Below are 23,714 nucleotides of genomic sequence, written 5' to 3'. Positions count from 1 at the left end.
ATGATCGTTGGGGTTTTGCGACTGGAAATCCTTCTTCATGCCCCGCATTCGCTCAAGGAAAAGCGCGGACTGGTAAAAAAACTCCTGGCGCGTTGCCGTAACGATTTCCCCCTTTCCTGCGCCGAGGTCGATGCCCAGGATCTTTGGCAACGCACCTCCCTGGGTTTCGCCATGGTACACCACGACGAGGGGGCGATTCATCGGGTCTATGAACGCCTAGCCGAGTCCATTGAAGAGACCGGTTTCGCCGAAATTGTCGATCGTTTTATCGAGTTTCTTCATTATTGACAGGAAAAAAGCTTGGAATTTCAACGTTCACATCGCGTCGCTGAGCAGATCCACAAGGAGGTCTCAGCCCTGCTCATTAAGGGGCTTAAGGATCCGCGTGTCGGCTTCGTCACCATCACCGCGGTGGAAGTTACCTCCGATATGGGTCTGGCCCGGATATTCTTTTCCGCCATCGGTTCGGATGCCGAGGTGAAAAATACGGAAAAAGGCCTGAAGAGTTCCGTCCCTTTTCTTCGGCGGGAACTGGCTAAGCGGTTGCGTCTGCGTTTTGTTCCCGAACTGCTCTTTCAGTTCGACCATTCCCTGGCTTACGGCAACCACATCGATGCCCTGCTACGTCAGGTCAATACTGAGCACACGGATGATCAGGACGATTCTGGAGAAAATTGAAGCAGGCCGGAGTTTTTTGGTCGCCTCCCACGAAAGCCCCGACGGCGACGCCATGGCTTCGACCTTGGCTCTGACCAATTTCCTGCGGGAGTGCGGCAAAGACGTCCTTGCCTACAATCGGGACGGGGTTCCTCAGGATTACGCTTTTTTGCCCGGGGCCGAGAACCTGGTTTCCGAGATTCCGCCCGGTGAGACCTTCGATGTCGGTTTTGTCCTCGATGCGGGGGAATTACGGCGCGCCGGTGCCCATCTCAAGGAGGTCTGTCGCTCCCTGGTCAATATCGATCATCATCCTTTTTCCGAAGATTTCGGCGATGTCTACTACGTCGATGAGGAGGCCAGCGCCACCGGTGCCATGATCTATCGCCTGGTCAAAGCCTCGGGCCGACCCCTGTCCCAGGAAGTGGCCCTCTGTGTCTATACCGCCATTCTCGCCGATACCGGCTCCTTCCGTTATTCCAATGCCAATCCCGAGGCTTTCACCACTGCTGCGGAAATGGTCGCCCGAGGGGTTAACCCCTGGGATGTCGCCTCCTCTCTCTATGAGAGTCAGGATGAAAAGCGTCTGCGTCTTCTCGCCCAGGCCCTGGCGACCTTGACCGTTTCTTCTTGCGGGCGCTACGCCTCAGTGGCCGTGACCCAGGCGATGTATGACCAGGCCCGGGCCGGTGCCGAACATACTGACGGCTTTGTCAACTATCCCCGCTCGGTGCGTGGCGTTGAAGTAGCCATCTTTTTCCGCCAGGTCTCTGCAACTTCTTTCAAGCTCGGGTTCCGTTCCAAAGGACGCATTGATGTTGGTGCCCTGAGCCGGGAGTTCGGCGGGGGTGGTCACCACAATGCCGCCGGCGCGGTCGTCGACGGAACCTTGGATGAAGTTCGCGCCACGGTCTTCTCCCGCCTCGATAGTCTGCTCGCCGGCTAGATGAACGGAATTCTCGTCGTCGATAAGCCGCAAGGTGTCACCTCCCATGATGTCGTGCGTCAGGTCCGCCGTCTCTGCCGCCAACGCCAGGTCGGGCATGCCGGAACCCTCGACCCCATGGCTACCGGCCTGTTGCTCGTCGGGATTGGTCAAGGGACGCGGATCATCCAGTTTCTCATGGATGGACGCAAAACCTATCGCGCCACCCTCAAACTCGGGGAAAGTACCGATACCCAGGACGCCGAGGGGACTCTCCTTGAAAGAAGGCCTTGGCTCGGGGTTACGGTTGATGCCCTGCACCGGGCCTGTGCGGATCTGACCGGAACGATCCGCCAGGTGCCGCCGATGTATTCGGCTCTGAAAAAGGACGGTGTGCCTCTCTACAAACTGGCCCGTCAGGGGATCGAAGTCGAGCGGGAAGCCCGTGAAATCACCATCCACCGGATCGACATCGAAGCCGTCGAACTGCCGTTGGTGACCTTGCTGGTGGAGTGTTCCAAGGGCACCTATATCCGCACCCTGGCTCATGATCTGGGTGAGGCCCTCGGCTGTGGCGCCCACTTGACGGCTTTGCGTCGTACCCGTAGCGGTTGTTTTGACGAGGCCGATGCGGTCTCTCTGGAGGATTATCGGGAAGATCCCGAATCCTTGCCGTTGCGCTCGTTGTTGGAAAGTCTGACCGAATTTACCGCCCTGAATCTTGACGAGGCGGCGACGGCGCGACTGCGCAACGGGATTCCGCCCTCTATTTCCGAAATCAGCGACGGAGCCCTTCCCGGGGAAGGGGACCGAGTCCTACTTCTCGATCACGGTAACTTGCGGGCGGTGGCCCGCTTCGATCCTCGGCGCTTACGGGAGACGCGGGGAGATTTCGAGTTGCTGCGGGTTTTCCCTGCTGCGTGTTCGTCACGATAGAGTCTTTACAATCCAACGTGTTTGTGATAATAATCCGCTACTTTAACCTCTAAGGCCAGGAACCCTCTTGGCATATTTGATTGAAAGGAGATGGCACAGTGCTGGCCACGGAAAACAAACAGGAACTTATCGACAAATTCAAGACTCACGAGGGGGATACTGGTTCTCCCGAGGTGCAGGTTGCGCTTCTTTCCGCGCGGATTACCTATCTCACCGAGCATTTCCGCACCCATAAGAAAGACCACCATTCCCGGCGCGGTCTACTCAAAATCGTCGGTCAGCGGCGGCGTCTGCTCGATTACCTGAAAAATAAAAGTGTCGAGCGCTACCGCAACCTGATCAAGGAACTGGGTATCCGCAGATAGTATCGGGCAGCACGCTTTTCGTTGCGACGGAAAGCGGCTGCCTTCTTTTTTTGGTCGATGGCTCTGGAGGTTGTCCGGAGAGAGGGTCCGACATTCCGAGGGGATGGCGGAGACTGTCTCAGGCCTGCCTCCTGTGCCATTTTTTGTTCACACATCAGTAAGGCACAAATGACGTCGCTGCAAGGCGCTCTGGCGTTAACGGCGGCGAAGGAGAAAACATGGCTTTTCAAAAAGTAGAAGTACAGTTTAACGGACAACCCCTGACCATCGAAACCGGCAAGATGGCCCGCCAGGCCGACGGCGCTGTGGTCATTACCTACGGCGATACCAAGGTTCTTTGTACCGTGGTCTCGGCCCGGAAGATGCGCGAGGGCCAGGATTTCTTTCCCCTGACCGTCAATTATCAGGAAAAATTCTATGCCGGCGGCAAAATTCCCGGTTCCTTCTTTCGTCGTGAGCGCGGCACCACCGAGCGTGAGACGCTGATTTGTCGATTGATCGACCGTCCCATGCGGCCGCTTTTTCCCAAGGGCTACATGTTTGAAACCCAGATTATGCCGACGGTGATTTCCGCCGACATGATCAACGACCCGGACACCCTTTCGATGGTGGCCGCTTCGGCCGCGGTAGCCGTTTCCGATATCCCTTTTGAGGGGCCGATCGCTGCAGTACGTGTTGGCCGTGTTGAAGGTAAATTGGTTGCCAATCCGACCAACGAGCAGCGCACCCAGAGCGATCTCGAAATCGTCGTCTCCGGTTCGAAGGATGCGGTGATGATGGTCGAAGGGGAAGCGGAATTCCTTTCTGAATCTGAGATGCTCGACGCTATTTTCTTTGGTCATGAGGCGCTGCAACCGCTGATCGCGGCCCAGTCCGAGTTGGCCAAACTGGTCGGGATTGCCAAGCGTGAGTTCGTTGTGGCCGAGACCGATGCCGAACTCAAGGGCAAGGTGACCGAACTGGCCGAAAGCCGGATCGTCGACGCGGTGAAAATCCGCACCAAGCAGGAGCGTTATGCCGCTTTGGCTGATAACCGCACCGCTGTTCAGGCGCAGTTGGCCGAAGCGTATCCCGACCGCGCAGGAGAAATTGGCGCGATTCTCGGATCCCTGGAAAAGCGGGTGGTGCGGCAGATGGTGACCAAGGACCGCATCCGCATCGATGGCCGCGATATGACCACCATTCGTCCCATCAGCTGTGAAATCGGTGTGCTCCCCCGCGCCCACGGCAGTGCGCTCTTCACCCGCGGTGAAACCCAGGCCCTGGTGGCGACGACGCTCGGCACTTCGTCCGATGAGCAGCGCATGGACAACGTGCAGGGGATGGAATTCAAGAAGTTCATGCTGCACTACAACTTTCCTCCCTTCTGTGTCGGTGAGACGAGCATGCGTCTTTTCCCCGGCCGTCGCGAAATCGGTCATGGCATGCTGGCCGAGCGCAGCGCCGCGAAAATTCTGCCGAAACATGAAGACTTTCCTTATACGATCCGCATCGTCTCCGATGTTCTCGAGTCGAACGGCTCTTCGTCCATGGCTTCGGTTTGCGGGGCTTCGCTGTCGTTGATGGATGCGGGCGTCCCGGTCAAGGAACCGATCGCCGGTATCGCCATGGGACTGATCAAGGAAGGTGACGACGTCGCCATCCTTTCCGATATCCTCGGCGACGAAGACCACCTTGGCGATATGGACTTCAAAGTGACCGGTTCCGCCAATGGCGTGACGGCCCTGCAGATGGACATTAAAATCTCTGGGGTCACCAAAGATATCATGCGTCAGGCTCTCGACCAGGCTCGTGCCGGCCGAGTTCATATCCTCGGCGAAATGGCCAAGGCGATCGACAAACCGCGGGCTGATCTTTCCCAGTATGCGCCGCGTATTACCAGCATCAAGGTCAAGTCCGATCAGGTGCGCACTGTTATCGGCTCGGGCGGCAAGAACGTTCGTGGCATCATCGAGGCGACCGGTTGTGCCATCGATATCCAGGATGACGGGACCATCCATATCGCTTCCGCTGATGGCGAGGCGGCCAAGCGGGCCATCAAGATGATCCGCGACCTGACCCAGGAAGCCGAAGTGGGTAAGCTTTACATGGGAACCGTGCGCAAGATCATGGAATTCGGCGCTTTTGTCGAAATCTATCCCGGCACCGACGGTCTGGTGCATGTTTCTGAGCTGGCCAAAGAGCGCGTCAAGGCCGTGACTGACGTCATCAACGAAGGGGATCAGGTCCTGGTCAAGTGCATCGGTATCGACAAACAGGGCAAGATCAAACTCTCCCGCAAGGAAGCCCTCGGCGAGAATCTGCCGACCGAAGGCTGAGTTTTATTCCCACATACCCCTGTTTTGTCATAGGGTGAACCGGATACAGGCCGGGGGCGCATTTCGTGGCCCCCGGCCTTCCGGTTGCCAGGTGGCGAGTCGTTCAATCTGGGAGGATGTCATGGATAAGATTCCGGTGGAAATATGCCGTGTACGCGCGCAGGCGCGATTGCCCCGCTACATGACCGAGGACGCAGCGGGAATGGATGTCCACGCCTGTCTCGATGCCCCCTTGACCCTTTTGCCGGGGGCGCGGGCCCTGATCCCCACCGGCCTGGCCCTGGCCATCCCGCCTGGCTTTGAGGGTCAGGTGCGCCCTCGCTCCGGACTGGCACTCAAGCAGGGTCTGACTCTGGTCAACAGCCCGGGGACCATCGATGCCGATTATCGCGGGGAATTTGGCGTGATTCTTATCAATCACGGTCAGGAAGCGGTACGTATCGCCGATGGCGATCGAATCGCGCAGCTTCTGATCGCACCGGTGTGCCGAGCGGTGCTGCGCGAAGTTTCGGAACTGTCCGCGACCGCGCGCGATTCCGGCGGGTTCGGCCATACGGGGGTCGCTGATGACAACCCCTAGCGCCGTCGAGATCCAATTTCCTTGTGATCATATGTTCAAGGCCTTCGGTCCCAACGACGGTGAATTCGTCGCGGCGGTACGCCTGGCGGTTGCCTCGGTCACTCCCGTGAGCAGCGATGCCATGAAGGTTCGGTCCAGCAGCGGCGGCCGCCACCAATCTGTTTCCGTTCTGGTGCGACTGCACAATCTCCAGCAGTTGCATGGAATCTATGCCGCTCTCAAAGACGTTCCGCGGCTAAGTTATCTACTCTGATCACCGCTCAAGGCTCTTGCTCGGCGCCGTTGGTTGGCCATCTTAGCTCTTTTTCCCGTGCCGGGCTTGTGCTATGATCCTGGCCCGGTAAAAGACCATTCAGATTGTCCGTCGCGAGGAGCTTCCTGTGATTCTGGCCATCAATCCCGAAAACCCGCAGAAACGTCTCATTACTCGGGTTGTCGAATGTCTCCGTGAGGGGGGGGTGATCGTCTACCCCACCGACACCACCTACGGTATTGGCTGCGATATCTTCAATAAAAAAGGGGTCAAGCAGATCTATCAGATCAAACAGCGTGACCCGCGCAAGCCCTTTTCCTTCATCTGCGCCGACCTCTCCGATGTTGCCAACTACGCCCAAGTCAGCAATTTCGCCTTTCGCACCTTAAAGCGCAATCTTCCCGGTCCCTACACGTTCGTTCTGGATGCGACCCGCATCGTTCCCGATACCCTGACCACCAAGCAGAAGACCGTCGGCATCCGTATTCCTGACGATAATATCGCCTTGGCTATCGTCCGGGAACTCGGTCATCCGTTGGTGACGACCAGTGCCAATATCTCCGGGGAAGAACCGCTCGGAGACCCGTCTTTGATTCACGATTCCCTGGGACGGCAGCTAGACCTGGTGGTCGATGGCGGCATCCGCATGGGGAATCCGTCGACGGTCATCAGCCTGATCGGCGATCAAGTAGAAGTCCTGCGCGAGGGGAGCGGCGATCTCTCCTGGATACATCAATTGTAACGGCTGGCTTTTCGCCCCCTGAACCGGGAGGATTGAATGGATAACAAAGAGCTCACCGTCGTTTTCTATGGGCGCTACAATCCGCGCGAGGACTGGAACTTTCAGGTCGACGAGGGCGCCATCGCCGATTTTCTCGCCGGCGCGCAAGAGGAACTGGCCCGTTGCGGCGTGACCTTGCGCCATCACGAAGAGCCGGAAATGGTCATCGTCATCAACGGTTATGGCGACATCCTGAATTCGATCCGGCTTCGTTCCCCCCGCGACGGCTTCGTCAATCTCTGCCTGGGGCACATCATCGGCACCAGTCCCAATCGTGATCTCATCGAGGATCTCAAGCGCGGGATTAATCGGGTCGCCTTCGCCCCGGAAACGATCGAGCCCGAGGATCACAATAAAAAGGTTTGCCACAATTGTGGTTGCGGCTGCTGATCGGGCTTCTTTAGCGACAGAAATGAAAAACGGGGATCCGGGACCTAAAAGCCCGGGTCCCCGTTTTTTTGTTCGCGGTAAACGTCTGGTTTAGAAATAAATGAAATAGATGGCGGAGCCGACCAGGACTACGCTTTGCAACAGGAAGTAGGTTTTGTTCACCAGTTTCCGGGTCTTGCTGGCGCAGACCACGAGCAGGGCGCAGGGGAGGCCGACCAAGAGCAGGATCTCGACGAAGGACGTGCGGCCTACCGACCGGGTCAAGGGGGCGGCGAGGCCAATGCCGTAGAGGAGCAGGGCGGTGCCGTTGACCAGGGTGTTGGCGACGAGGCGAAAGAGGGGATTCCCTTCGTGGGTCGATGTCGGGGTTGGGGCGGTGGTTTTACGAAAGGGGTGGGCGAGGATGGCGGCCAGCAGCCACCAGAGGGCGCCCCAGAGAACGAGGACGACAAACCAGCCGTAAAAAGAGGGCGCGGCCCAGCCATTGTTCAGCGGGCCGGCGAAGACCGGCAGCTTGATCCAGGCGAGGACCTGCAGGGGCCAGTAGACGGAGCCGGCGACTATGCGGGATAGTCGTTCCAGCTCCAGCAAAGGCAAGAGGGTATGGCAAGCGACGAAGAGAGCGAAGAGAAACACGCGCAATTTCATAAAAAACCTGTCCGAGGGGGAAAAGTTGGGGAATTATACCCGGATATCCCTCTTCGGTCCAATACTTACTGATCGTTCGCCATTTTCGGCAGGTTGCCGCGATGGGCCAGGGGATAAAAAAGGGCTTGGGCGAGATCGCCGGCGGCACGCATTTCATGGACCCCGGTGAGGGCCGCACCGAGGGAGCGGCCGATGCCGTAGCGGCTGTAGAGCAGGGCGCCACTACGCCGGTCGATGATTTCGGCAGTGGCGTGAATTTCCAGTTCCTCCCCGGCACCGCTCAGACTTCCGGGGCCGCCCCCGCCATGCAGGGCGCCATCGAGGAAATGTTCGACCCGGATCAGCAGCACGGCCTCGGCTTCTTCCGGGGCGAGGTCAAGGAAATAGCCGGGGCTGGCCAGTTCGGGACGGAAAGGGGCGAGCCAGCCGCCGCCGCTCGGGTCGGCCACGGTCACCACCCGATAGCCCCGGAGTTCCAGCAGGCGTTTGCTCTGCCAGAGGATTTCCTGGCCGGCACGATGCTCCATGTAGCGGTCCTTGGCGCGGCCGGCGAAGAAGACCGGCAGCAGGGCGATCCGTTCGATCATGGGGGGAAAGGTGATGAGGGATGCCGGACGCGGAGTGCAGGCACCGGAAAGGCTCAGGGTCAGGAGCAGCGCGAAGCCGGTGAAGAGACGAAGAAACATGGGATTCTCCTGGATTTAAGGCGAAAAAGGGGGTTCCCGCGCGGGCGGATCGGTTTGCGTCGGGACATAATAGGCGGGGATTTTTTGTTTCCGTCGGTCGCCGCCGATGGTATCCTGCCGACCGGTTTGCTCTCAGGAATATATCCATCCCCTCGACGGAGGTCGTTCTCATGCCTGACAGCCTGATCTCGCGCACCGATTCGGCTTACTCCTATCAACTGCTCATCAAACAACTGCTGTACGCCCCCCTGGCGAATAATCCCGAGCAGGAGATCGTCTATCGCGATCAGTGGCGCGGCAATTACCTTACACTGCGCGAACGCATCTGTCGACTGGCCAACGCCCTCACCCGTCTCGGGGTCAAGGCCGGAGATACGGTGGCAGTGATGGATTACGACAGCCATCGCTATCTCGAGTGTTTCTTCGCCGTCCCCATGCTTGGCGCCGTGCTGCACACCATCAACGTCCGACTCTCCCCCGAGCAGATTCTCTATACCATCGATCATGCCGAGGATGACATCCTGCTGATCAACAGCGATTTCCTGCCGATTCTCGATCAGATCAAAGGGCGGATCGATACCCTGAAAGGCTATGTCCTGCTCAACGACGAAGCCCAGTCGCCGCACTCTTCCATCCCCATCGCCGGGGAATACGAAGAGCTGCTCGCCGAGTCGGATACCCATTTTGAATTCCCCGATTTCGACGAGAACACCCGCGCCACTACCTTCTACACCACCGGGACCACCGGCCTGCCCAAGGGGGTCTATTTCAGCCACCGGCAACTGGTGCTGCACACCCTCGGCGTGGTGACGGCCCTGGCCACCCCCCTTTCCCAGGGGCGGTTGCATCGCCAGGATGTCTACATGCCGATCACCCCGATGTTTCATGTTCACGCCTGGGGCCTGCCCTATGCCGCGACCCTGATGGGGCTCAAACAGGTCTATCCCGGGCGCTACGTTCCCGATCATCTGCTCGAACTCATCGACCGGGAGCAGGTCACCTTTTCCCACTGCGTGCCGACCATCCTGCACATGCTGCTCAAGTCCCCCCTTGCGGAGAAGATCGACCTTTCCCGCTGGAAGGTCATCATCGGCGGCGCCGGCCTCTCCAAAGCTTTGTGTCTCGAGGCGATGCGCAAAGGCATCGATATCTTTACCGGTTACGGCATGTCGGAAACCTGTCCCATCCTCACCCTGGCCCATTTGACGCCGGAGATGTTCGATCTTTCCGTCGAAGAACAGGCCGTAATTCGCTGCAAAACCGGGGTGCCGCTGCCGCTGGTGCAACTGCGGGTAGTCAACGAACAGGGCGGGGATGTTCCCCACGACGGCCGTTCCTCGGGGGAGATCGTGGTGCGGACGCCCTGGCTGACCCAGGGCTATCTCAAGGATCATCGAGCCTCGGAGAAGCTCTGGGATGGGGGTTGGCTGCACACCAGCGACGTCGCCAATGTCGACGGCCGGGGCTATGTGAAAATCACCGACCGCACCAAGGATGTCATCAAAATCGGTGGCGAGTGGATTTCCACCCTGGAGCTGGAGGATATCATCGCCCACTGTCCGGCGGTGGCCGAAGTGGCGGTGATCGGCCAGCCCGACGACCGCTGGGGGGAACGCCCCCTGGCTCTGGTCGTGCGCCGGGAAGAGGGGGAGGAGAAAGCGGCGGAAAAGGGGATATTGAACTTCGTCAGGGAATATACCGAAAAGGGGATGATCTCCAAGCAGGTGGTGCTGCTTAAGGTGCGTTTTGTCGAGGCGATCGACAAGACCAGCGTCGGCAAGGTCAACAAGGTGGCTTTGCGGGAAAAATATCTGTAAGAGGAGGGCCTTCGGGATGGTCAAGAGCTTTCGACCACGCAAGCCGGTGACAGTCAAAACGCAAGAAGAGGCCGATGCGCTGGTGCGCAAGATGAAGGGCGAGATGGAGGCCGGCAGCAGCTACCGGGAAAAATCCCTCAAACTCCATGGCTGGATTTGCGCCAAGTGCGGCCGGGAGTTCGAAGCTGATAATCTCCATCTGTTGACTGTCCATCACAAGGACGGCAACCATCACAACAATCCCGCTGACGGCAGCAACTGGGAAAATCTCTGCGTTTACTGCCACGACGACGAGCACAGCCGCAGTCTGTTGGGGGATTATCTGAAGGGCGGGAAAAAGTAGTCCGATGGAACTTGTGCGTGATGAAATCCGCCGCCGTTTGCCCGCCGCCGGCGCGGCTCGCCGTATCTTTCACGGACGCGGCCGCACTTTTCCTGGGTTTGAAGATCTGACCATCGACAGCTACGGGCCTCTGGTCCTGGTCATTCTCCATCAACCGCGCCCGGCGCAGTGGCTGGCGGGCCTTGCCGCTCTGCTGCTGCACGAGGTGCCGGGAACGACGGCGGTGCTGCTGCAGGAACGGTTTTTACCGAACGTCCCCAGTCGGGTGTTGGTCGGCGAGCTTCCCGCCGAGGTTGATGCCGTCGAGGACGGTTTGCGCTATCGCCTGCGCCTGGGGCAGGGGCAGAACGTCGGCTTTTTCCCCGATATGGCCGGCGGCCGCCGCCTGGTGCGGCACATCGCGGCGGGGCGCGAGGTGCTCAATCTCTTCGCCTACACCTGCGGCTTTTCCGTGGCGGCCGTGGCCGGCGATGCGCGCCGGGTGGTCAACCTCGATATGAACCGGGGCGCCCTGGAACTCGGTCGCCTCAATCACCGGCTCAACGGTCTCGATCCCCGCCGGGTCGGTTATCTGCCCCACGAACTCTTCAAGAGTTTCGGCAAACTGACGCGGTTGGGGCCCTTCGATCTGGTCATCTGCGACCCGCCGGCGACCCAGGGGGAGAGTTTCACCGCCGAGCGTCACTGGCCGAAACTGCTGCGCCGTCTGCCCGACCTTTTGGCACCGGGCGGGGAATTTCTCGCCTGCCGCAACGGCCCCGGGCTGCCGCCGGGTCTGATCGAAGGACTGGTCCTCTCACTGCTGCCGACGGCGGAACTGCTCGCCGAGCGGAGGCCGGGGGAGGATTTTCCCGAGATTGATCCTGATCAGGGAACCTGTCTCTTTCATTATCGCTTGCCCTAAACTCAGCCAGGGGGAACGCATGGAGAGCAACGAAATCCGCATTTCCAGTTGGAACGAGTTGCAGGAAGAACTTTTCAGCGACTCCTGGAGCCCCCATCTCGGGCGTTTCCGTTCCCGCAACGCCTTTCGCGGTCTTTCCGACGCTCATTACCCACTGCTCACCGGCCTGATTCGTCTCGGCGGCAACTTTGTCGATATCGAACGGCACATCCTGCGCAATTTCAAAAAATACGCCCACCGTTCCGTAGCCGGCGGCGACTCGGTCTGGCACTGGCTCTCCATGGCCCAGCATTTCGGTCTGCCGACCCGCCTCCTCGACTGGACCTATTCCCCTTTCGTCGCCATGCATTTCGCCACCGCCAATATCGAGAAGTTCGATGTCGACGGCGTCATCTGGGCGGTCAATTACGTGCAGGCCCACCAGATGCTTCCGGCCAGCCTGCGCGGCGCTTTAGAGCGGGAAGGGGCCAACGTCTTCACCGTCGAGATGCTGGCCGAATCGATCTGGTCCCTGGGGGATCTCGGCAACCTGGCGATGGAAGATTTCGTCATGTTCTTCGAGCCACCCTCCATGGAGGACCGCATCGTCAACCAGTTCGCCTTCTTCTCCATCATGTCTGATCCTCACAAGCCGGTCGACCAATGGCTCGAGGATCATCCCGCCATCTGGCGCAAGATCATCATCCCCGCCGAACTCAAGTGGGAAATCCGCGACAAACTCGATCAGGGCAACATCACCGAACGCGTTCTATTCCCCGGCCTCGACGGCCTCAGCCGCTGGCTCAAACGCCATTACAGCCCGAAGGGGTAGGGTGGTCAAAGATACGACCGCGCGCCCATGTAGCGTTTCTGGTAATAGCGGCTGCTCAGGCTGGTGATGCTGACATCCTTGCCGCGACGAGGGGCGTGAATGAACTTTCCGGCGCCGATATAAAGGCCGACGTGGGAGATGGTTTTGCCGCCGTTGGTGGCGAAAAAAACCAGATCCCCCTGGCGCAGCTCATTTTTTTCCACCGGTTTCCCGGCGCAGAACTGCTCGCGGGAGGTGCGGGGGAGCTTGAGGCCGTTGAGGCGATAGGTGACCATGACCAGGCCGCTGCAGTCGAACCCATCCTGGGCGTCGGTCCCTCCCCAGAGATAGGGGATGCCGAGAAAACGCCGGGCGGTATCGACCAACTCCGCGCGTAGATCCCCTTTGCCGCTGCGCCGGATCCGTTCCACCGTGCTGTCTTCGGGGCGAACGACGAAGAACTCATCGATCATCTTCTGCTGTTGCAAGCTTTCCGCTTCGCCGCGGGCGGCGGCGTAAGTGTCGTGATCGCCGAAGCGAACCTTGTACAACCCTGATTCGTGCAGGAAGGAATAGGCGTCGATCCCCCGGCTTTCGAGCAGGGCGGCGAAGCGGACGGCGTTGTCGGGGTTGGAAAAGGCGCCGACCTGAATGGAGTAGCCGAGGATTTTCAACGGCGCTGGGGGCGTGGCGCAGACCAGATCCGGCTGGGAGGTCTTTTCGTCTTGTTTCTCGGTCGTCGGCTTGGGCGCGGGGGGGGGTGGCACCGGTTTCTCTTGGGGCGTGGATTTTTTGGCGATGGGCGCACTTTTCGCCGGTTCCGCCCCCGGAGGGAAGACCGCCGTCGAGAGCGGGCGTCGGGGTTCGGTCGCCAGGCAGCTGACGAGCAAAGTTACAAACAATAGGGAAACGAGTCGACAAAAGATGCGATAAGTCATGGAATCTCATGGATTAAATGTGGATGAATGGCGGGAAGATTAACACAGGGGGCGGGGATTAACAAGATGGACAGGGAGGATTGTCAGTGAAGGATATGGAGCGGGTCTATCGGGCGGCCTTGGAAAAATGGGGGGTCGAAGCCCAGTACGATCAGACAATTGAAGAGTGTGCCGAACTGATCGCGGCGCTCAAACATTTGAAACGGGACAAGGTCGATGAGGAGCAGATCGTCTCGGAACTCGCCGATGTCACCCTGATGATCGGCCAGCTGACCTGGATGTTTGGCGAAGAACGGGTCAAGGCGGCGGTGGCCCGCAAGCTGGAGAAGTTGGCGGGCTTGCTCGATGCCCCTTGAGAAGGAAAGGGGAGGGGCATGATTGACGAGCGAAGCGCTCTGGTGCACCTGCTGAAGGATGGCCGCAGGCTCGCCTATGCCGAATACGGCGCGGTGGAGGGCCGGCCGGTCTTCTATTTTCATGGCTTTCCCGGCTCCCGGCTGGAGGCGGTCCTGGCCGCCGCTGCCGCTGCTCGCCTGGGGATTCGCCTGATTGCCGTGGATCGGCCGGGTTACGGGCGCTCCGACGATCTCCCCGGTCGTCGTCTGAGCGATTGGCCGGCGGATGTGGCGGCCCTGGCCGACGCGTTGGGACTGAAAGACTTCGGGATTCTCGGCGTTTCCGGCGGCGCCCCCTTTGCTCTGGCCTGTGCCTACGCACTTAACGAACGGGTGGAGTTGTTGAGCCTGGTCTGCCCCTTGGGGCCTCTGGGCGACCCCGCCTTGTCTTTCAAGCTGCCTCGGCCGCTACGCGGTGCTCTGGCGGGGTCGCAACGTTTTCCCGGTTTTTCCCGGTGGTTGGGAGATAAGCTTCTGCGCCTGACCTGCCGCTATCCGGAAGGGATTTTGCGCGCCTTGCTTCTTGTTGCTCCGCCCGAGGATCGCGCGCTCTTTCGGGATGCCGGCATTTTTTCGACGATGGCCCAGTCTCTGCGTGAAGCCCTGTCACAAAAAGGACGCGGCGTCATTGCCGACATGGCCATCTATCGCGCGGCCTGGGATTTCCCCTTGTCGGAGTTGAATCTTCCCGTGCGACTCTGGCACGGCACGGCGGATCGCACCGTCCCCCGCGTGCTGGTCGACCATCTGGTGGCGAGTCTGCCCCATTGCCGGTCGCGCCTGATTCCCGACGAGGGACATTTTTCTCTGCCGCTCCGGCACATGGACGAGATTCTGGTGGAACACCGAGGCTAGGGCGGCGGCACTGACTTTTTCAGAAGAGGAATTCGAGGCCGAAGGAGATCCGGTGGCGATCCCCTTCGACCTCATCCGGAGTGGTGGCTTCCAGAAGGGAACTGTCGGCGGCGGGCGTGTAGCGGTAATCGAGACCGAGGCGGGTCGCTTTCCCCAGGTCGACGCCGATCCCCGCACCGAGTTGATAGCGTACCCCCTCATCGCGGCGGGCGAAGGTTTCGAAGACTGATTCCTGGTCGCCGTCGATTTTGTTTAAACCGGCGCCGACATAGGGGGAAACGGGACTCTCGGTGCTCAGACGCAGGGCGGCGATGCTGCCGACCTTATCGAGGGAGAGGGGCCTTTCCAGTGGTGCCGGAGAACTGAGGCTGGGGGCCAAAGCCGTCAACTCGGGGGGGAGCAGGCTGTAGTTCGAAAGATCGCGCACCGACTCGCGAAAGGCTCCGAGCCCCAGGGTCTCCGTCGGCAAGACGATTTCCACCCCGCCGACGAGGGTCGGAAGAAGCAGTGACAGGACCAAGCCGAGGAGTGGGTGTCCTCCGTATTTGAAGCGACTCGCGATCATGGTATTAATCTATCACTAATGGCGTCGTCCAACAATCGCGAGGACTGCGGCTAGATGCAGACCATGAATTTTTTCAGTTGTTTGTCAGCTTTTGGGGGATGGAGATAACCGGAGGTTTCGTGTAGGATGGTTCATGTCGCCGACGGACGGCGGTGGACGACGACATCTCAGCGGACGGGAGGCGAGGCATGGGTTCGGAAATGGTACAGCGTAAAAGCCAAAGAAAACAGACGGTTTTTTATCTGGAAGTGGTGGATGTGGAAATCGATCAACCGACCGGTCGGCTGGTTGACCTTACCGCTGAAGGCTTGATGCTGATCCATGAACAGCCCCTGGCGATCAACCGGCTTTACCAGTTACGGATCCTGCTCCCCAAAAAGCTGGGGGGAGCTTCCCAGGTGGAATGCACGGCCGAATGCCGCTGGTGCCGCCCTTCGGTCAATACCGATTTTTTCGACGCCGGCTTGCGCATCGTCGACCTCTCCGAAGAGGACGCGGCGCGCATCGATATGATCATGAAGTACTATTCCTTTGGCGGCGCGGTCTGAGTTTTCTCTATCACCAACGCAAAAAGGCGAAACCGGTCGGTTTCGCCTTTTTGCGTTGGTGGAACGGCTCGTTAAGCTGAGGTTTCGCCTTCGTGGAAGACCTGGGCGCTGAAGATGTAGATTTCGCAGTCTTCGGCTTTCCAGGCGTCGGCGGCCAGTCCCGCCTTGAGGCAGGTCTGTTTGAGGAAGGTAGAGCGGTCCCAATGACGCTCGGTCGCCACCTGGGGCAGGAGGACTCCCCGGTAATAGCCTTTTTCCAGATAGATGCCGTGTTGGCCGATGACGATCTGTTCGATTTCATCAATTTTTTTCAAGGGGGAGAGGACCGAGATTTCGATGGTGAAATCGTCCAGGTCCTTTTCTTTCATAGGATAAAAGCGGGGATCGCGGATGGCCGAGGCACAGGCCATGGCCGCTACTTCCTTGAAAAGGGGGAGCTCCGACTGGAAGTTGCCGATGCATCCGCGCAACTGGCCCTGTTGCTTGATGGTCACGAAGCAGCCTCGGCGGACGTTGAGGGCCTCCTCTTCGCGGGGCTCGACATAGTCGCTGTCGCCGTGTACGCAGGCGACTACCGCCTGGCGGGCGATGGCGAGGAGAATCGCTTGTTCCTTGGGGGTCAGGTTCTGTTCCACGGTTCCTCCTGGGCAGGGAGCGCCGTCTTCGGCGTTCGACCGGGTCAATATAGAGACAATTTCCGGGATTTTCAAGTTCTTGCGGCCGGGAATCGTCGGTAACGAAAAAGCCCCGCCGGGGTGGCGGGGCTTACTGACGTTATTTCCGGGTCTTTTCCTGTCGCTTGCGGTCGTTGGCGTCGAGAAAACGCTTGCGCAGGCGAATCGATTTGGGCGTCACTTCCACCAGTTCATCCTCGTCGATATATTCGAGGGCCTGTTCCAAGGTGAGGACGTTGGGCGGAGTCAGGCGTATGGCGTCATCCGAACCGGAGGCGCGGACGTTGGTCAGCTTTTTGCCCCGGCAGGCGTTGACTACCAGATCGTTTTCTTTGGCATGCTGGCCGACGATCATTCCTTCGTAGACGTCCGTCCCGGGGGCGACGAAGAGGATCCCCCGATCCTGCAGGTTGAAAAGGGAGTAGGCGACGGTTTCGCCATTCTCCATGGAAATCAGCACCCCGTTCTTGCGCCCGACGATGGGCCCTTTGTAGGGGGCGTATTCGTGGAAGGTGTGATTCATCACCCCGGTGCCACGGGTATCGGTGAGAAACTCGGTGCGAAAGCCGATCAGCCCCCGCGCGGGAATGACGAATTCGAGGCGGTTGGTGCCGTCCATCGGCTGCATGGAAACCATTTCCGCCCTGCGGGTCCCGAGTTTTTCGATAACCGTCCCCTGAAACTCCTCGGGCACGTCGATCACCAGGTATTCCATCGGCTCGCAGCGGACGCCGTCGATTTCGCGGAAGATGACCTCGGGCTTGGAGACGGAGAGTTCAAAGCCTTCGCGGCGCATGTTTTCGATGAGAATCGACAGATGCAATTCCCCCCGGCCGCTGACCTTGAAGGTGTCCGTGTTGTCCGTATCCTCGACGCGCAGCGAGACGTTGGTGCGTAATTCCTTCATCAGCCGGTCGCGGATGTTGCGGCTGGTGACGTATTTGCCTTCGCGGCCGGCGAAGGGTGAGTCGCTGACCATGAAGTTCATGGAGAGGGTCGGCTCGTCGATGGCGACGTAGGGCAGGGGCTGGGGATCGGCGGCGCTGGCCAGCGTTTCGCCGATGCCGACCTCCTCGAAGCCGGCAATGGTGACGATGTCGCCGGCACTGGCTTCGGCCATCTCCATCTGCTTGAGGCCTTCGTAGCCAAGCAGTTTGCTGATGCGGCCGCGGGTCTGCTTGCCCTGGCGGTCGATGGCGACGATCGTTTCGCCGGCTTTGACTCGGCCGTTGAAAATCTTGCCGGTGGCGATTCGGCCGATGTATTCGTTATAGTCGATGCTGGTAACCAGCATCTGGAAGGGGGCGTCGGGATTGACGACGGGGGGCGCGACCCGCTTCTGGATCATTTCGAAAAGGGGTTCGAGATTGCTCGATTCGTCGCTCAGTTCGCGTTTGGCGAAACCGAGCTTGGCACTCGAATAGACGATGGGGAAATCGAGCTGTTCCTCGTTGGCGTTGAGTTCGCAGAAGAGGTCGAAAACCAGGTTGACGACTTCATCGGGGCGGGCGCCGGGGCGGTCGATCTTATTGATGACGACGATCGGCTTGATCCCCAGGTCGAGGGATTTTTTCAGCACGAAACGGGTCTGGGGCATGGGGCCATCGAAGGCGTCGACCAGCAGCAGCACCGAGTCGACCATTTTCAGAACGCGCTCGACCTCGCCGCCGAAGTCGGCATGGCCGGGGGTGTCGACAATGTTGATCTTGTAACCGTTATGGTGAACCGAAAGGTTTTTGGCGAGGATGGTGATGCCCCGTTCCTTTTCGATGTCGTTGCTGTCCATGACCCGCTCGGTGATAACCTGATTTTCGCGGAAAATCCCGGACTGCTTGAGCATGGCGTCAACCAGGGTGGTCTTGCCGTGGTCGACGTGGGCGATAATGGCGATGTTCCGAATCATTTCTGGCATGTGTAGCGATGGCTCCTGAGGTTGGTTTTTTCGCGGATTTCGATCCCATAGCGACGGCGGAAGGCTTCCGGGAACGCCAGTGGGGAAATAGGGATAGCGGGATAAGGCGGCGCGGGTTGTCTCGGCACAACCGCATATATATATACTGCTTTCCACAACCGGCGCCAGAAAAAAACGTCCTGACGACGACTTCGGGGATTTTTTGTTGATCTGCAGCTGCTCTTTGCCCTTTATCCCCCCGGCGTTTTCCTTTATCCTGACCCCTTCCAACGAAGGAGGTCGATTGTGACGCGAAGCATTCTTTTGTCGGGGGCCCTGGTTTTAATGCTGCTCTTGGCCGCTTGCGGTGGGCCGCGGATGGCCCCCCGCAGCCAAGTTGTGCTCCCCGGGAAGGCGGCGGACGTAGTTTCCGCCGATGAGCGCGCCAACCGGACCGGCGAGCGGCTCTTCCCGGCGACCTGTCAGCTCCTCGGCGGCCTCTATCCCGACAATCCCCTGCAGGCCTATCTTCAGAAGGTTGGCAAACACCTTCTCGCGCCCGGTGAAGCGGGCCGCTTTGTCGTAGTGAACGAGTCTCGCCCCGATGCCTTGGCCCTGCCCGGCGGTTTTATCCTGGTCACCCGCGGCCTCCTGGCCGAATTTGAAAGGGAAGGGCCGTTGGCGGCTCTGCTTGCCCATCAGCTGGAGCATGTCCGACAGGGTCATGCGGCGCATCTGGCGGGGGCTTCCCAAGGGGAACTGCCGCCTCCCGTCTCCGGGCCTTCCTACGCTCCCGAGGCCCGTTTGGCGCCGGAACGGGCCAGTCTGCTGCTGAAAAGCCGATTCACGGCCCGGCAGGAAGCGGAAGCCCTGCGCGGGAGTCTGTCCCGGCTGGCGAAGGCAGGCTATGACCCCCGCGAAGGGCTGCGGCTGCAAGAGTTTTTCCTGGCCCAGGGAGAGGCCGGATGGCGCGAGGGGATGCTGAAGCGCCACCCCCTGTCCGGCAAGGATCTAAAGGCACTCGACCGCGAGTCCGGGGCTTTGGTCGGGGCGGTAACGCGCACCGGGAATGGGGAATTCAATCAGGCGCTCAAGCGCCTGCGCGCGAATCTTCCGGGTTATGTTCTTTACGATGAGGCGCGCGCGCTGGAGCGGGGAGGGCAGTTGCGCGAGGCGGTGGCGACCTATCTCCGGGCGGCCACGGCGGCTCCCGAGGAATCGATCATTCTTGCCGCCCTCGGTACCGCCTACCTGCAGGCCGGAGATCTCGGCTCCGCCCGTCTTCATCTGGCCAAGGCCGTGGCACTCGATCAGCGTTACTACTATTCGCGGATGGGTCTCGGTTACGCCCATCTGCAACAGGCGGGGACGGCCGCGGCCATCGCCGAGTTGGAAGCGTCCCTGCGCCTGCTCCCCTCCCAACGGGCCGCCTTTCTCCTCGCCGAGGCTTATGAAAAAGAGGGGAAGAGTCCCGCCGCCCGGGAGTTCTATCGGGCGGTGGCCGAGGCCGATTCCCGCAGCAAACTGGGTAAATTCGCCGCTGAACGACTGCGGTTTTTGGAGGAATGACCATGAACTGGAACGACGATTTCGCCGAAGGGGAAACCCTGACCTGGGAAGGGCGCCCGGCACCCCGCGCCTTTACCTTCCGCAACGGGCTCCATTCCCTCTTCGGTGTCCTGTTGTTGGTGGGGGCTATTTTCTGGCAGGTAAGCGCCTGTGAACTGGCCAAGGCTCACCCCTGGCCCTGGCCGGCCTTGATTCCGGTTCCCTTCTGGCTTGCCGGTCTCTACCTGACGTTCGGCCATCTGCTGCTGGCACGGCTGGAATGGAGCCGGGTTGGCTACGCCCTGAGCAACCGGCGCCTGCTGGCCCGCCGCGGCCTCTTTCGTCCGCGCCTCGAAAGTATGGAACTTGCCGGCCTTTGCAGTTTTCGCGTCAATCCTCTGGGGCCGGAACTGGCCCATATCCGTGCCGTATCTTCGGAAGGGGGCGCCGTTTTGAGCCTCCTCGCCGTGGAACATCCCGCCGCGCTTCTTGCCCTGCTGGAAGAGGCTCTGGTGCGCAACGGTCACAAACTGAACCGCTCGCCGTTGTGATTCAGGGAAAACCCTGATTCTGTTTGACGGGACCGGCGCAAACCGCTTATCATTTCCCGATAAAAATCATCAAGGAAGCTTTCGGCTCTTTATGCAAAAACATTTTTTTCTGGAAACCTTCGGCTGTCAGATGAATGTCGTCGATTCGGAGCAGATCGTCGACCTTCTCCGGGCCATCGATTATCTTCCCGTCGACCGGCCGGAAGCGGCCGATCTCATTCTGCTCAATACCTGCGCCATCCGCGACAAGGCCGAGCGCAAGGTCTACGGTCATCTCGGCCGCTACAAACCCCTGAAGGCCGCCAAACCCGGCCTGATTCTCGGGGTCGGCGGCTGCGTTGCCCAGCAGCAGGGGGAGAAACTGCTCAAGGATCTGCCCTATCTCGATCTGGTCTTCGGTACCCATAACGTCCATCGCCTGCCCGAACTGGTTCAGGCGGCCGAATCCCGCCGCAAACGCGGCCACGCCGTGGAATTTCTCGATCGGGAAACGCGCTTGCGCCTCTTTCCCCGCCGGAGCGGCGGCGAGGCCGTGACCCGCTTCGTGACGGTCATGCAGGGCTGCGACAATTTCTGTTCCTATTGCGTGGTGCCCCTGGTGCGTGGTCGCGAAATCAGTCGCCCGAGCGGCGATATTCTCGACGAAATCCGCGAACTGGCCGCAGCCGGCGTGCGTGAGGTGACGCTTATCGGTCAGAACGTCAACAGCTATGGCGTGGGCCTTCCCGGCGAACTCTCCTTTGCCCGGCTGCTGACCGAGGTGGAAGGGATCGACGGCATCGCCCGCATCCGTTTCACCACCTCCCATCCCAAGGATCTTTCCGACGAGCTGATCGACTGCTTCGGTTCGCTGAAAAAGCTCTGCAATCACATCCATCTGCCGGTGCAGAGCGGGTCGGACCGGATTCTGCGCCTGATGAACCGGGGTTACTCCCGTGCTCAGTATCTGGACAGGGCGCGGCGTTTGCGCCAGGCGCGGCCGGATATCCGTCTGACTTCCGACATCATCGTTGGCTTTCCGGGAGAGACGGAGGAGGATTTCGCCGATACCCTGCACCTGGTGGAAGAGGTGCGCTACGCCGATATCTTCTCTTTCATTTATTCCCCTCGCAGCGGCACTGCCGCGGCCACACTCGAAGATCCTTCAACTGCCGGCGAACGCCAGGCCCGTTTCGACCGGCTGCTTAAGGTGCAGGAGGAGATCTCCCGGGATTGGCGGGAGCGGGATGCGGGCGCGACGCTGGAGGTCTTGGTCGAGGGGGAGAGCCGCCAGGGGCAGGGGCAACTCTTCGGGCGCACCACCTGGAATCGTATCGTCAACTTCGCCGGCTCCCGGGAACTGATCGGGCAAATCGTTCCGGTGCGGGTCGGCCGGGTTTACCGTAATTCTCATCTCGGGCGGCTGATCGCGGATTGAGCCCTTTCGGAAAGGCGACAGGCAAAAAAGAATCATGGCCAAGGGACGGATTCTCGCCATCGATAACGACGGGGCCTCGCGGGCGCTCTATCAGGAGTTGCTCGGTAACGACGGCTATTACGTGCGCACCGCCGCCGGCCTTCGTGACGTCATGGAGGCGCTGCGTCGCGAGGAATTCGACCTGATTGTTACCGAGCTGCACGCCGGCGTGGGCAGCGACGACATCACGGAAAGCATCCGCCGGCACAGCCCGGGGCAGGAAATCGTCGTCGTCACCGACAAAAACGATGCCGCCGCCGCTGTCGAGGCCATGAAACGCGGGGTCTCCGACTATCTGCTCAAGCCGATCAATCCCGACGAGTTTCTGCTGCTGGTTGGAAAAATCCTCTTTCGCCAGGCTCTGCGGGTCGAGCACAAGAAGCTGCTCGAAGAGAATATCGAGTTCCATCAGACCCTCGGCTACTACCAGAAATGTCTGGTGTTTCTCAATATTCACGATCTCGACCGGCTCGGGGATCAGATCATCGATACCCTGATGGAGCTGTTGCAGGCCGAAGGCGGTCTGCTCTGGCTCCCCGGCTACGGCGGTCGGCAGTATCACCTGCGCTGTCGGCGCGGTCTGGTGAAAGTGGCTTCCGGCGAGGAGTCGCTCTCCCCCGACGAAAGATTGCGCGCCATTCTCTTTGCCGGTGAAGCGACCGCGACCGGGCAGGGCGCGGCCCTCTGGCTGCCGATTCCGGTCGGACCCGAGGGGATGGCCCTGCTCCGCATCGAGGCGCCGGTGGGGCGCGAGGCCTTCACTCGCCGGGATCTCAAGGTCGCGGCCCTGGTCGGCGAATTCGCCGCCGGTGCCCTGCGCAATGTTCTGCTGCTGCGCGAACTGGAGCAGAACACCCTGCGGGTGCCCCTGGGGCAGGCCTACAACATGGCTTTCTTTCAGGACCATGTCGACAAGGAGCTGCACAAGTCCCGTCGTTACGGGCGCAGCCTGTCGCTGATCCGTCTGACCATCGACAATCATGCTCGCCTGGCCGCCGGCTTTCGCGGGCGGGAGCTGGATGAGGCGATGGAGCGGATCATCGAGGCGATCAATTCGGTTCTGCGCGACGCCGACATCCTGGCCACGGCCGGACCCGACGAATACTACATGCTCTTGCCGGAAACCGATTACTGGGGTTCGCTGGTGGCGCAGAAGCGCATCCGCAAGGCGCTCAAGGGGATGTTGAGCGTCTGTGATCTGAAAAAGAGTCTTCCGATCGAGCTCTTTTTACGCTCGGCGGCTTATCCAACGGACGGCGCGACGTTCGAAGAACTGCGGCGGGTCGCTGGTGGTCGTCTGGAACGGCTGAAAAAGAGCCTCTATCATCGCAGCGGCATCGCGGAAAGCCCCTTCTGGCCCCTGGTCGAGCGGCTGCTCGGATCCCCCGGCGATTACCGGGTCGACCCGAAAAAAGGCGGGATTTCCGGCCCTCTTTCCGCTCAGGGGGATGACCCCCGCTACCGCTACTTCCGCATGCCCGCCGCACGTCTCGACGAGATCATGCGCGCTTTTTGTCGCGAGGTGGTGGAGTCGAGCCGGGTGCGGGGGATTATCTATCGCGGCTGCGACGATTTCGAAAAGGTCCGGCAATCCCTGCGCCATGTCGAAGCGCTGGAAAAGTCCGCGACTTCGCTCTTTTTGCTCGGCGGCCGCGACCGTACCCACTGGGATTACCAGCGCATCGTGCCACTCTATATCGAGGGAGATTCTTTTGAAAAAATCCCCTTCATCCTCTATCTCAACGAGGATTGCGCCTATGCCCTTTTCGCCCGCCGTCAGGGGGAAGAGCTGTTCGGTTTCCATACTTCCGACTTCTATTTTGTCGAAAACATCATTGTCAAACTTCAGGAACAATATCAGCTTCAGGCGTTGATCTAGCCGTTTTTGCGTAATTTTCAG

Annotated in this window: 27 protein-coding genes; 21 read left to right on the top strand and 6 right to left on the bottom strand. The window is 60.0% G+C overall.

Annotated features, from left to right (window positions below):
* From BQ4888_RS02465 to BQ4888_RS02420, 10 genes are all read left to right on the top strand, one after another.
* Positions 1-288 carry a DUF503 domain-containing protein gene (locus BQ4888_RS02465; protein ID WP_092053205.1) on the top strand — a complete coding sequence of 96 codons (288 nt, stop codon included), beginning with the start codon at positions 1-3 and terminating at the stop codon, positions 286-288.
* A 12-nt stretch (positions 289-300) separates the two neighbouring features.
* A complete protein-coding gene (locus BQ4888_RS02460; protein WP_092053202.1) occupies positions 301-678 on the top strand; it encodes a ribosome-binding factor A in 378 nt (125 codons plus the stop codon).
* Positions 650-1,603 carry a DHH family phosphoesterase gene (locus tag BQ4888_RS02455; RefSeq protein ID WP_092053199.1) on the top strand — a complete coding sequence of 318 codons (954 nt, stop codon included), beginning with the start codon at positions 650-652 and terminating at the stop codon, positions 1,601-1,603. The genes BQ4888_RS02460 and BQ4888_RS02455 overlap by 29 nt, the downstream gene beginning before the upstream one ends.
* On the top strand, positions 1,604-2,518 hold the full coding sequence (truB, locus tag BQ4888_RS02450) for a tRNA pseudouridine(55) synthase TruB (RefSeq protein ID WP_092053196.1): 915 nt from the start codon (positions 1,604-1,606) through the stop codon (positions 2,516-2,518). It abuts the gene before it with no gap.
* A 98-nt stretch (positions 2,519-2,616) separates the two neighbouring features.
* Positions 2,617-2,883, top strand: coding sequence for a 30S ribosomal protein S15 (gene rpsO, locus BQ4888_RS02445; protein WP_092053194.1), 267 nt, complete (start codon positions 2,617-2,619; stop codon positions 2,881-2,883).
* A gap of 218 nt (positions 2,884-3,101) precedes the next feature.
* Complete coding sequence (gene pnp / locus BQ4888_RS02440) at positions 3,102-5,201, top strand: polyribonucleotide nucleotidyltransferase (protein WP_092053192.1); 2,100 nt, start codon at positions 3,102-3,104, stop codon at positions 5,199-5,201.
* 121 nt (positions 5,202-5,322) lie between these two features.
* A complete protein-coding gene (gene dut, locus BQ4888_RS02435) occupies positions 5,323-5,781 on the top strand; it encodes a dUTP diphosphatase (RefSeq protein WP_092053189.1) in 459 nt (152 codons plus the stop codon).
* Entirely contained in the window at positions 5,768-6,034 is a 267-nt protein-coding gene (locus BQ4888_RS02430; protein ID WP_092053186.1) for a YbeD family protein, read from the top strand. Before dut ends, BQ4888_RS02430 begins: the two co-directional genes overlap by 14 nt.
* Positions 6,035-6,161: 127 nt before the next feature.
* Complete coding sequence (locus BQ4888_RS02425) at positions 6,162-6,776, top strand: L-threonylcarbamoyladenylate synthase (RefSeq protein WP_092053183.1); 615 nt, start codon at positions 6,162-6,164, stop codon at positions 6,774-6,776.
* 36 nt (positions 6,777-6,812) lie between these two features.
* Positions 6,813-7,205, top strand: coding sequence for a hypothetical protein (locus tag BQ4888_RS02420; protein WP_092053180.1), 393 nt, complete (start codon positions 6,813-6,815; stop codon positions 7,203-7,205).
* Positions 7,206-7,295: 90 nt separating this feature from the next.
* On the opposite strand, the gene BQ4888_RS02415 is transcribed toward BQ4888_RS02420, so the two are convergent.
* Both BQ4888_RS02415 and BQ4888_RS02410 read right to left on the bottom strand, forming a co-directional pair.
* Positions 7,296-7,853 carry a hypothetical protein gene (locus BQ4888_RS02415; protein ID WP_092053178.1) on the bottom strand — a complete coding sequence of 186 codons (558 nt, stop codon included), beginning with the start codon at positions 7,851-7,853 and terminating at the stop codon, positions 7,296-7,298.
* Positions 7,854-7,918: 65 nt separating this feature from the next.
* Entirely contained in the window at positions 7,919-8,539 is a 621-nt protein-coding gene (locus BQ4888_RS02410) for a hypothetical protein (RefSeq protein WP_092053175.1), read from the bottom strand.
* A gap of 170 nt (positions 8,540-8,709) precedes the next feature.
* Between BQ4888_RS02410 and BQ4888_RS02405 the strand changes: the two genes are divergently transcribed.
* From BQ4888_RS02405 to BQ4888_RS02390, 4 genes are read left to right on the top strand one after another with little or no spacing between them, the layout of a single operon-like run.
* A complete protein-coding gene (locus BQ4888_RS02405; RefSeq protein WP_092053172.1) occupies positions 8,710-10,356 on the top strand; it encodes a fatty acid--CoA ligase in 1,647 nt (548 codons plus the stop codon).
* 16 nt (positions 10,357-10,372) lie between these two features.
* Positions 10,373-10,699, top strand: a complete 327-nt coding sequence (locus BQ4888_RS02400; protein ID WP_092053170.1) for a YajD family HNH nuclease — start codon at positions 10,373-10,375, stop codon at positions 10,697-10,699.
* Between the two features lie 4 nt (positions 10,700-10,703).
* Positions 10,704-11,603, top strand: coding sequence for a class I SAM-dependent methyltransferase (locus tag BQ4888_RS02395; RefSeq protein WP_092053167.1), 900 nt, complete (start codon positions 10,704-10,706; stop codon positions 11,601-11,603).
* 19 nt (positions 11,604-11,622) lie between these two features.
* A complete protein-coding gene (locus BQ4888_RS02390; RefSeq protein WP_092053164.1) occupies positions 11,623-12,414 on the top strand; it encodes an FRG domain-containing protein in 792 nt (263 codons plus the stop codon).
* 5 nt (positions 12,415-12,419) lie between these two features.
* On the opposite strand, the gene BQ4888_RS02385 is transcribed toward BQ4888_RS02390, so the two are convergent.
* Positions 12,420-13,331: a C40 family peptidase gene (locus BQ4888_RS02385; RefSeq protein WP_092053162.1), complete on the bottom strand. Its 912-nt coding sequence runs from the start codon at positions 13,329-13,331 to the stop codon at positions 12,420-12,422.
* A 95-nt stretch (positions 13,332-13,426) separates the two neighbouring features.
* On the opposite strand from BQ4888_RS02385, the gene BQ4888_RS02380 reads away from it, so the two are divergent.
* A complete protein-coding gene (locus BQ4888_RS02380) occupies positions 13,427-13,687 on the top strand; it encodes a nucleoside triphosphate pyrophosphohydrolase family protein (RefSeq protein WP_092053451.1) in 261 nt (86 codons plus the stop codon).
* 18 nt (positions 13,688-13,705) lie between these two features.
* Positions 13,706-14,581 carry an alpha/beta fold hydrolase gene (locus tag BQ4888_RS02375; RefSeq protein ID WP_092053159.1) on the top strand — a complete coding sequence of 292 codons (876 nt, stop codon included), beginning with the start codon at positions 13,706-13,708 and terminating at the stop codon, positions 14,579-14,581.
* A 19-nt stretch (positions 14,582-14,600) separates the two neighbouring features.
* Here the strand turns inward: BQ4888_RS02375 and BQ4888_RS02370 are convergent, their stop codons facing one another.
* Positions 14,601-15,101: an outer membrane protein gene (locus BQ4888_RS02370; RefSeq protein ID WP_176374238.1), complete on the bottom strand. Its 501-nt coding sequence runs from the start codon at positions 15,099-15,101 to the stop codon at positions 14,601-14,603.
* A gap of 233 nt (positions 15,102-15,334) precedes the next feature.
* Between BQ4888_RS02370 and BQ4888_RS02365 the strand changes: the two genes are divergently transcribed.
* Complete coding sequence (locus BQ4888_RS02365; RefSeq protein ID WP_092053154.1) at positions 15,335-15,694, top strand: PilZ domain-containing protein; 360 nt, start codon at positions 15,335-15,337, stop codon at positions 15,692-15,694.
* Positions 15,695-15,765: 71 nt separating this feature from the next.
* Here BQ4888_RS02365 and amrA read toward each other — a convergent pair whose 3' ends face one another.
* Complete coding sequence (gene amrA / locus BQ4888_RS02360; RefSeq protein WP_092053151.1) at positions 15,766-16,329, bottom strand: AmmeMemoRadiSam system protein A; 564 nt, start codon at positions 16,327-16,329, stop codon at positions 15,766-15,768.
* Positions 16,330-16,468: 139 nt separating this feature from the next.
* Positions 16,469-18,280, bottom strand: a complete 1,812-nt coding sequence (gene typA / locus BQ4888_RS02355) for a translational GTPase TypA (RefSeq protein ID WP_092053148.1) — start codon at positions 18,278-18,280, stop codon at positions 16,469-16,471.
* 285 nt (positions 18,281-18,565) lie between these two features.
* Here typA and BQ4888_RS02350 point away from each other — a divergent pair, with 285 nt between their 5' ends.
* From BQ4888_RS02350 to BQ4888_RS02335, 4 genes are all read left to right on the top strand, one after another.
* Positions 18,566-19,828, top strand: a complete 1,263-nt coding sequence (locus tag BQ4888_RS02350) for a M48 family metalloprotease (RefSeq protein ID WP_092053145.1) — start codon at positions 18,566-18,568, stop codon at positions 19,826-19,828.
* Positions 19,829-19,830: 2 nt separating this feature from the next.
* Complete coding sequence (locus tag BQ4888_RS02345; protein WP_092053142.1) at positions 19,831-20,358, top strand: PH domain-containing protein; 528 nt, start codon at positions 19,831-19,833, stop codon at positions 20,356-20,358.
* Positions 20,359-20,449: 91 nt separating this feature from the next.
* Positions 20,450-21,775, top strand: coding sequence for a tRNA (N6-isopentenyl adenosine(37)-C2)-methylthiotransferase MiaB (gene miaB, locus BQ4888_RS02340; RefSeq protein ID WP_092053140.1), 1,326 nt, complete (start codon positions 20,450-20,452; stop codon positions 21,773-21,775).
* A gap of 34 nt (positions 21,776-21,809) precedes the next feature.
* Complete coding sequence (locus BQ4888_RS02335; protein ID WP_092053137.1) at positions 21,810-23,693, top strand: response regulator; 1,884 nt, start codon at positions 21,810-21,812, stop codon at positions 23,691-23,693.
* Positions 23,694-23,714 lie beyond the last annotated feature (21 nt).

This window comes from Desulfuromonas acetexigens, assembly GCF_900111775.1.
In the GTDB taxonomy this organism is placed as follows: domain Bacteria; phylum Desulfobacterota; class Desulfuromonadia; order Desulfuromonadales; family Trichloromonadaceae; genus Trichloromonas; species Trichloromonas acetexigens.
Note: the sequence above shows the minus strand (reverse complement) of the source record. Positions and strands in the feature narration are given on the sequence as shown.

What these genes read in the sequence shown, in the direction of transcription:
- typA (WP_092053148.1), bottom strand. Translation starts at nt 18,280, where the DNA reads ATGCCAGAAATGATTCGGAACATCGCCATTATCGCCCACGTCGACCAC.
- BQ4888_RS02380 (WP_092053451.1), top strand. Translation starts at nt 13,427, where the DNA reads ATGGAGCGGGTCTATCGGGCGGCCTTGGAAAAATGGGGGGTCGAAGCC.
- BQ4888_RS02400 (WP_092053170.1), top strand. Translation starts at nt 10,373, where the DNA reads ATGGTCAAGAGCTTTCGACCACGCAAGCCGGTGACAGTCAAAACGCAA.
- BQ4888_RS02345 (WP_092053142.1), top strand. Translation starts at nt 19,831, where the DNA reads ATGAACTGGAACGACGATTTCGCCGAAGGGGAAACCCTGACCTGGGAA.
- BQ4888_RS02375 (WP_092053159.1), top strand. Translation starts at nt 13,706, where the DNA reads ATGATTGACGAGCGAAGCGCTCTGGTGCACCTGCTGAAGGATGGCCGC.
- BQ4888_RS02415 (WP_092053178.1), bottom strand. Translation starts at nt 7,853, where the DNA reads ATGAAATTGCGCGTGTTTCTCTTCGCTCTCTTCGTCGCTTGCCATACC.
- BQ4888_RS02465 (WP_092053205.1), top strand. Translation starts at nt 1, where the DNA reads ATGATCGTTGGGGTTTTGCGACTGGAAATCCTTCTTCATGCCCCGCAT.
- BQ4888_RS02430 (WP_092053186.1), top strand. Translation starts at nt 5,768, where the DNA reads ATGACAACCCCTAGCGCCGTCGAGATCCAATTTCCTTGTGATCATATG.
- BQ4888_RS02405 (WP_092053172.1), top strand. Translation starts at nt 8,710, where the DNA reads ATGCCTGACAGCCTGATCTCGCGCACCGATTCGGCTTACTCCTATCAA.
- pnp (WP_092053192.1), top strand. Translation starts at nt 3,102, where the DNA reads ATGGCTTTTCAAAAAGTAGAAGTACAGTTTAACGGACAACCCCTGACC.
- miaB (WP_092053140.1), top strand. Translation starts at nt 20,450, where the DNA reads ATGCAAAAACATTTTTTTCTGGAAACCTTCGGCTGTCAGATGAATGTC.
- BQ4888_RS02395 (WP_092053167.1), top strand. Translation starts at nt 10,704, where the DNA reads ATGGAACTTGTGCGTGATGAAATCCGCCGCCGTTTGCCCGCCGCCGGC.
- BQ4888_RS02410 (WP_092053175.1), bottom strand. Translation starts at nt 8,539, where the DNA reads ATGTTTCTTCGTCTCTTCACCGGCTTCGCGCTGCTCCTGACCCTGAGC.
- truB (WP_092053196.1), top strand. Translation starts at nt 1,604, where the DNA reads ATGAACGGAATTCTCGTCGTCGATAAGCCGCAAGGTGTCACCTCCCAT.
- BQ4888_RS02455 (WP_092053199.1), top strand. Translation starts at nt 650, where the DNA reads ATGATCAGGACGATTCTGGAGAAAATTGAAGCAGGCCGGAGTTTTTTG.
- BQ4888_RS02365 (WP_092053154.1), top strand. Translation starts at nt 15,335, where the DNA reads ATGGGTTCGGAAATGGTACAGCGTAAAAGCCAAAGAAAACAGACGGTT.
- BQ4888_RS02335 (WP_092053137.1), top strand. Translation starts at nt 21,810, where the DNA reads ATGGCCAAGGGACGGATTCTCGCCATCGATAACGACGGGGCCTCGCGG.
- BQ4888_RS02385 (WP_092053162.1), bottom strand. Translation starts at nt 13,331, where the DNA reads ATGACTTATCGCATCTTTTGTCGACTCGTTTCCCTATTGTTTGTAACT.
- BQ4888_RS02420 (WP_092053180.1), top strand. Translation starts at nt 6,813, where the DNA reads ATGGATAACAAAGAGCTCACCGTCGTTTTCTATGGGCGCTACAATCCG.
- BQ4888_RS02390 (WP_092053164.1), top strand. Translation starts at nt 11,623, where the DNA reads ATGGAGAGCAACGAAATCCGCATTTCCAGTTGGAACGAGTTGCAGGAA.
- dut (WP_092053189.1), top strand. Translation starts at nt 5,323, where the DNA reads ATGGATAAGATTCCGGTGGAAATATGCCGTGTACGCGCGCAGGCGCGA.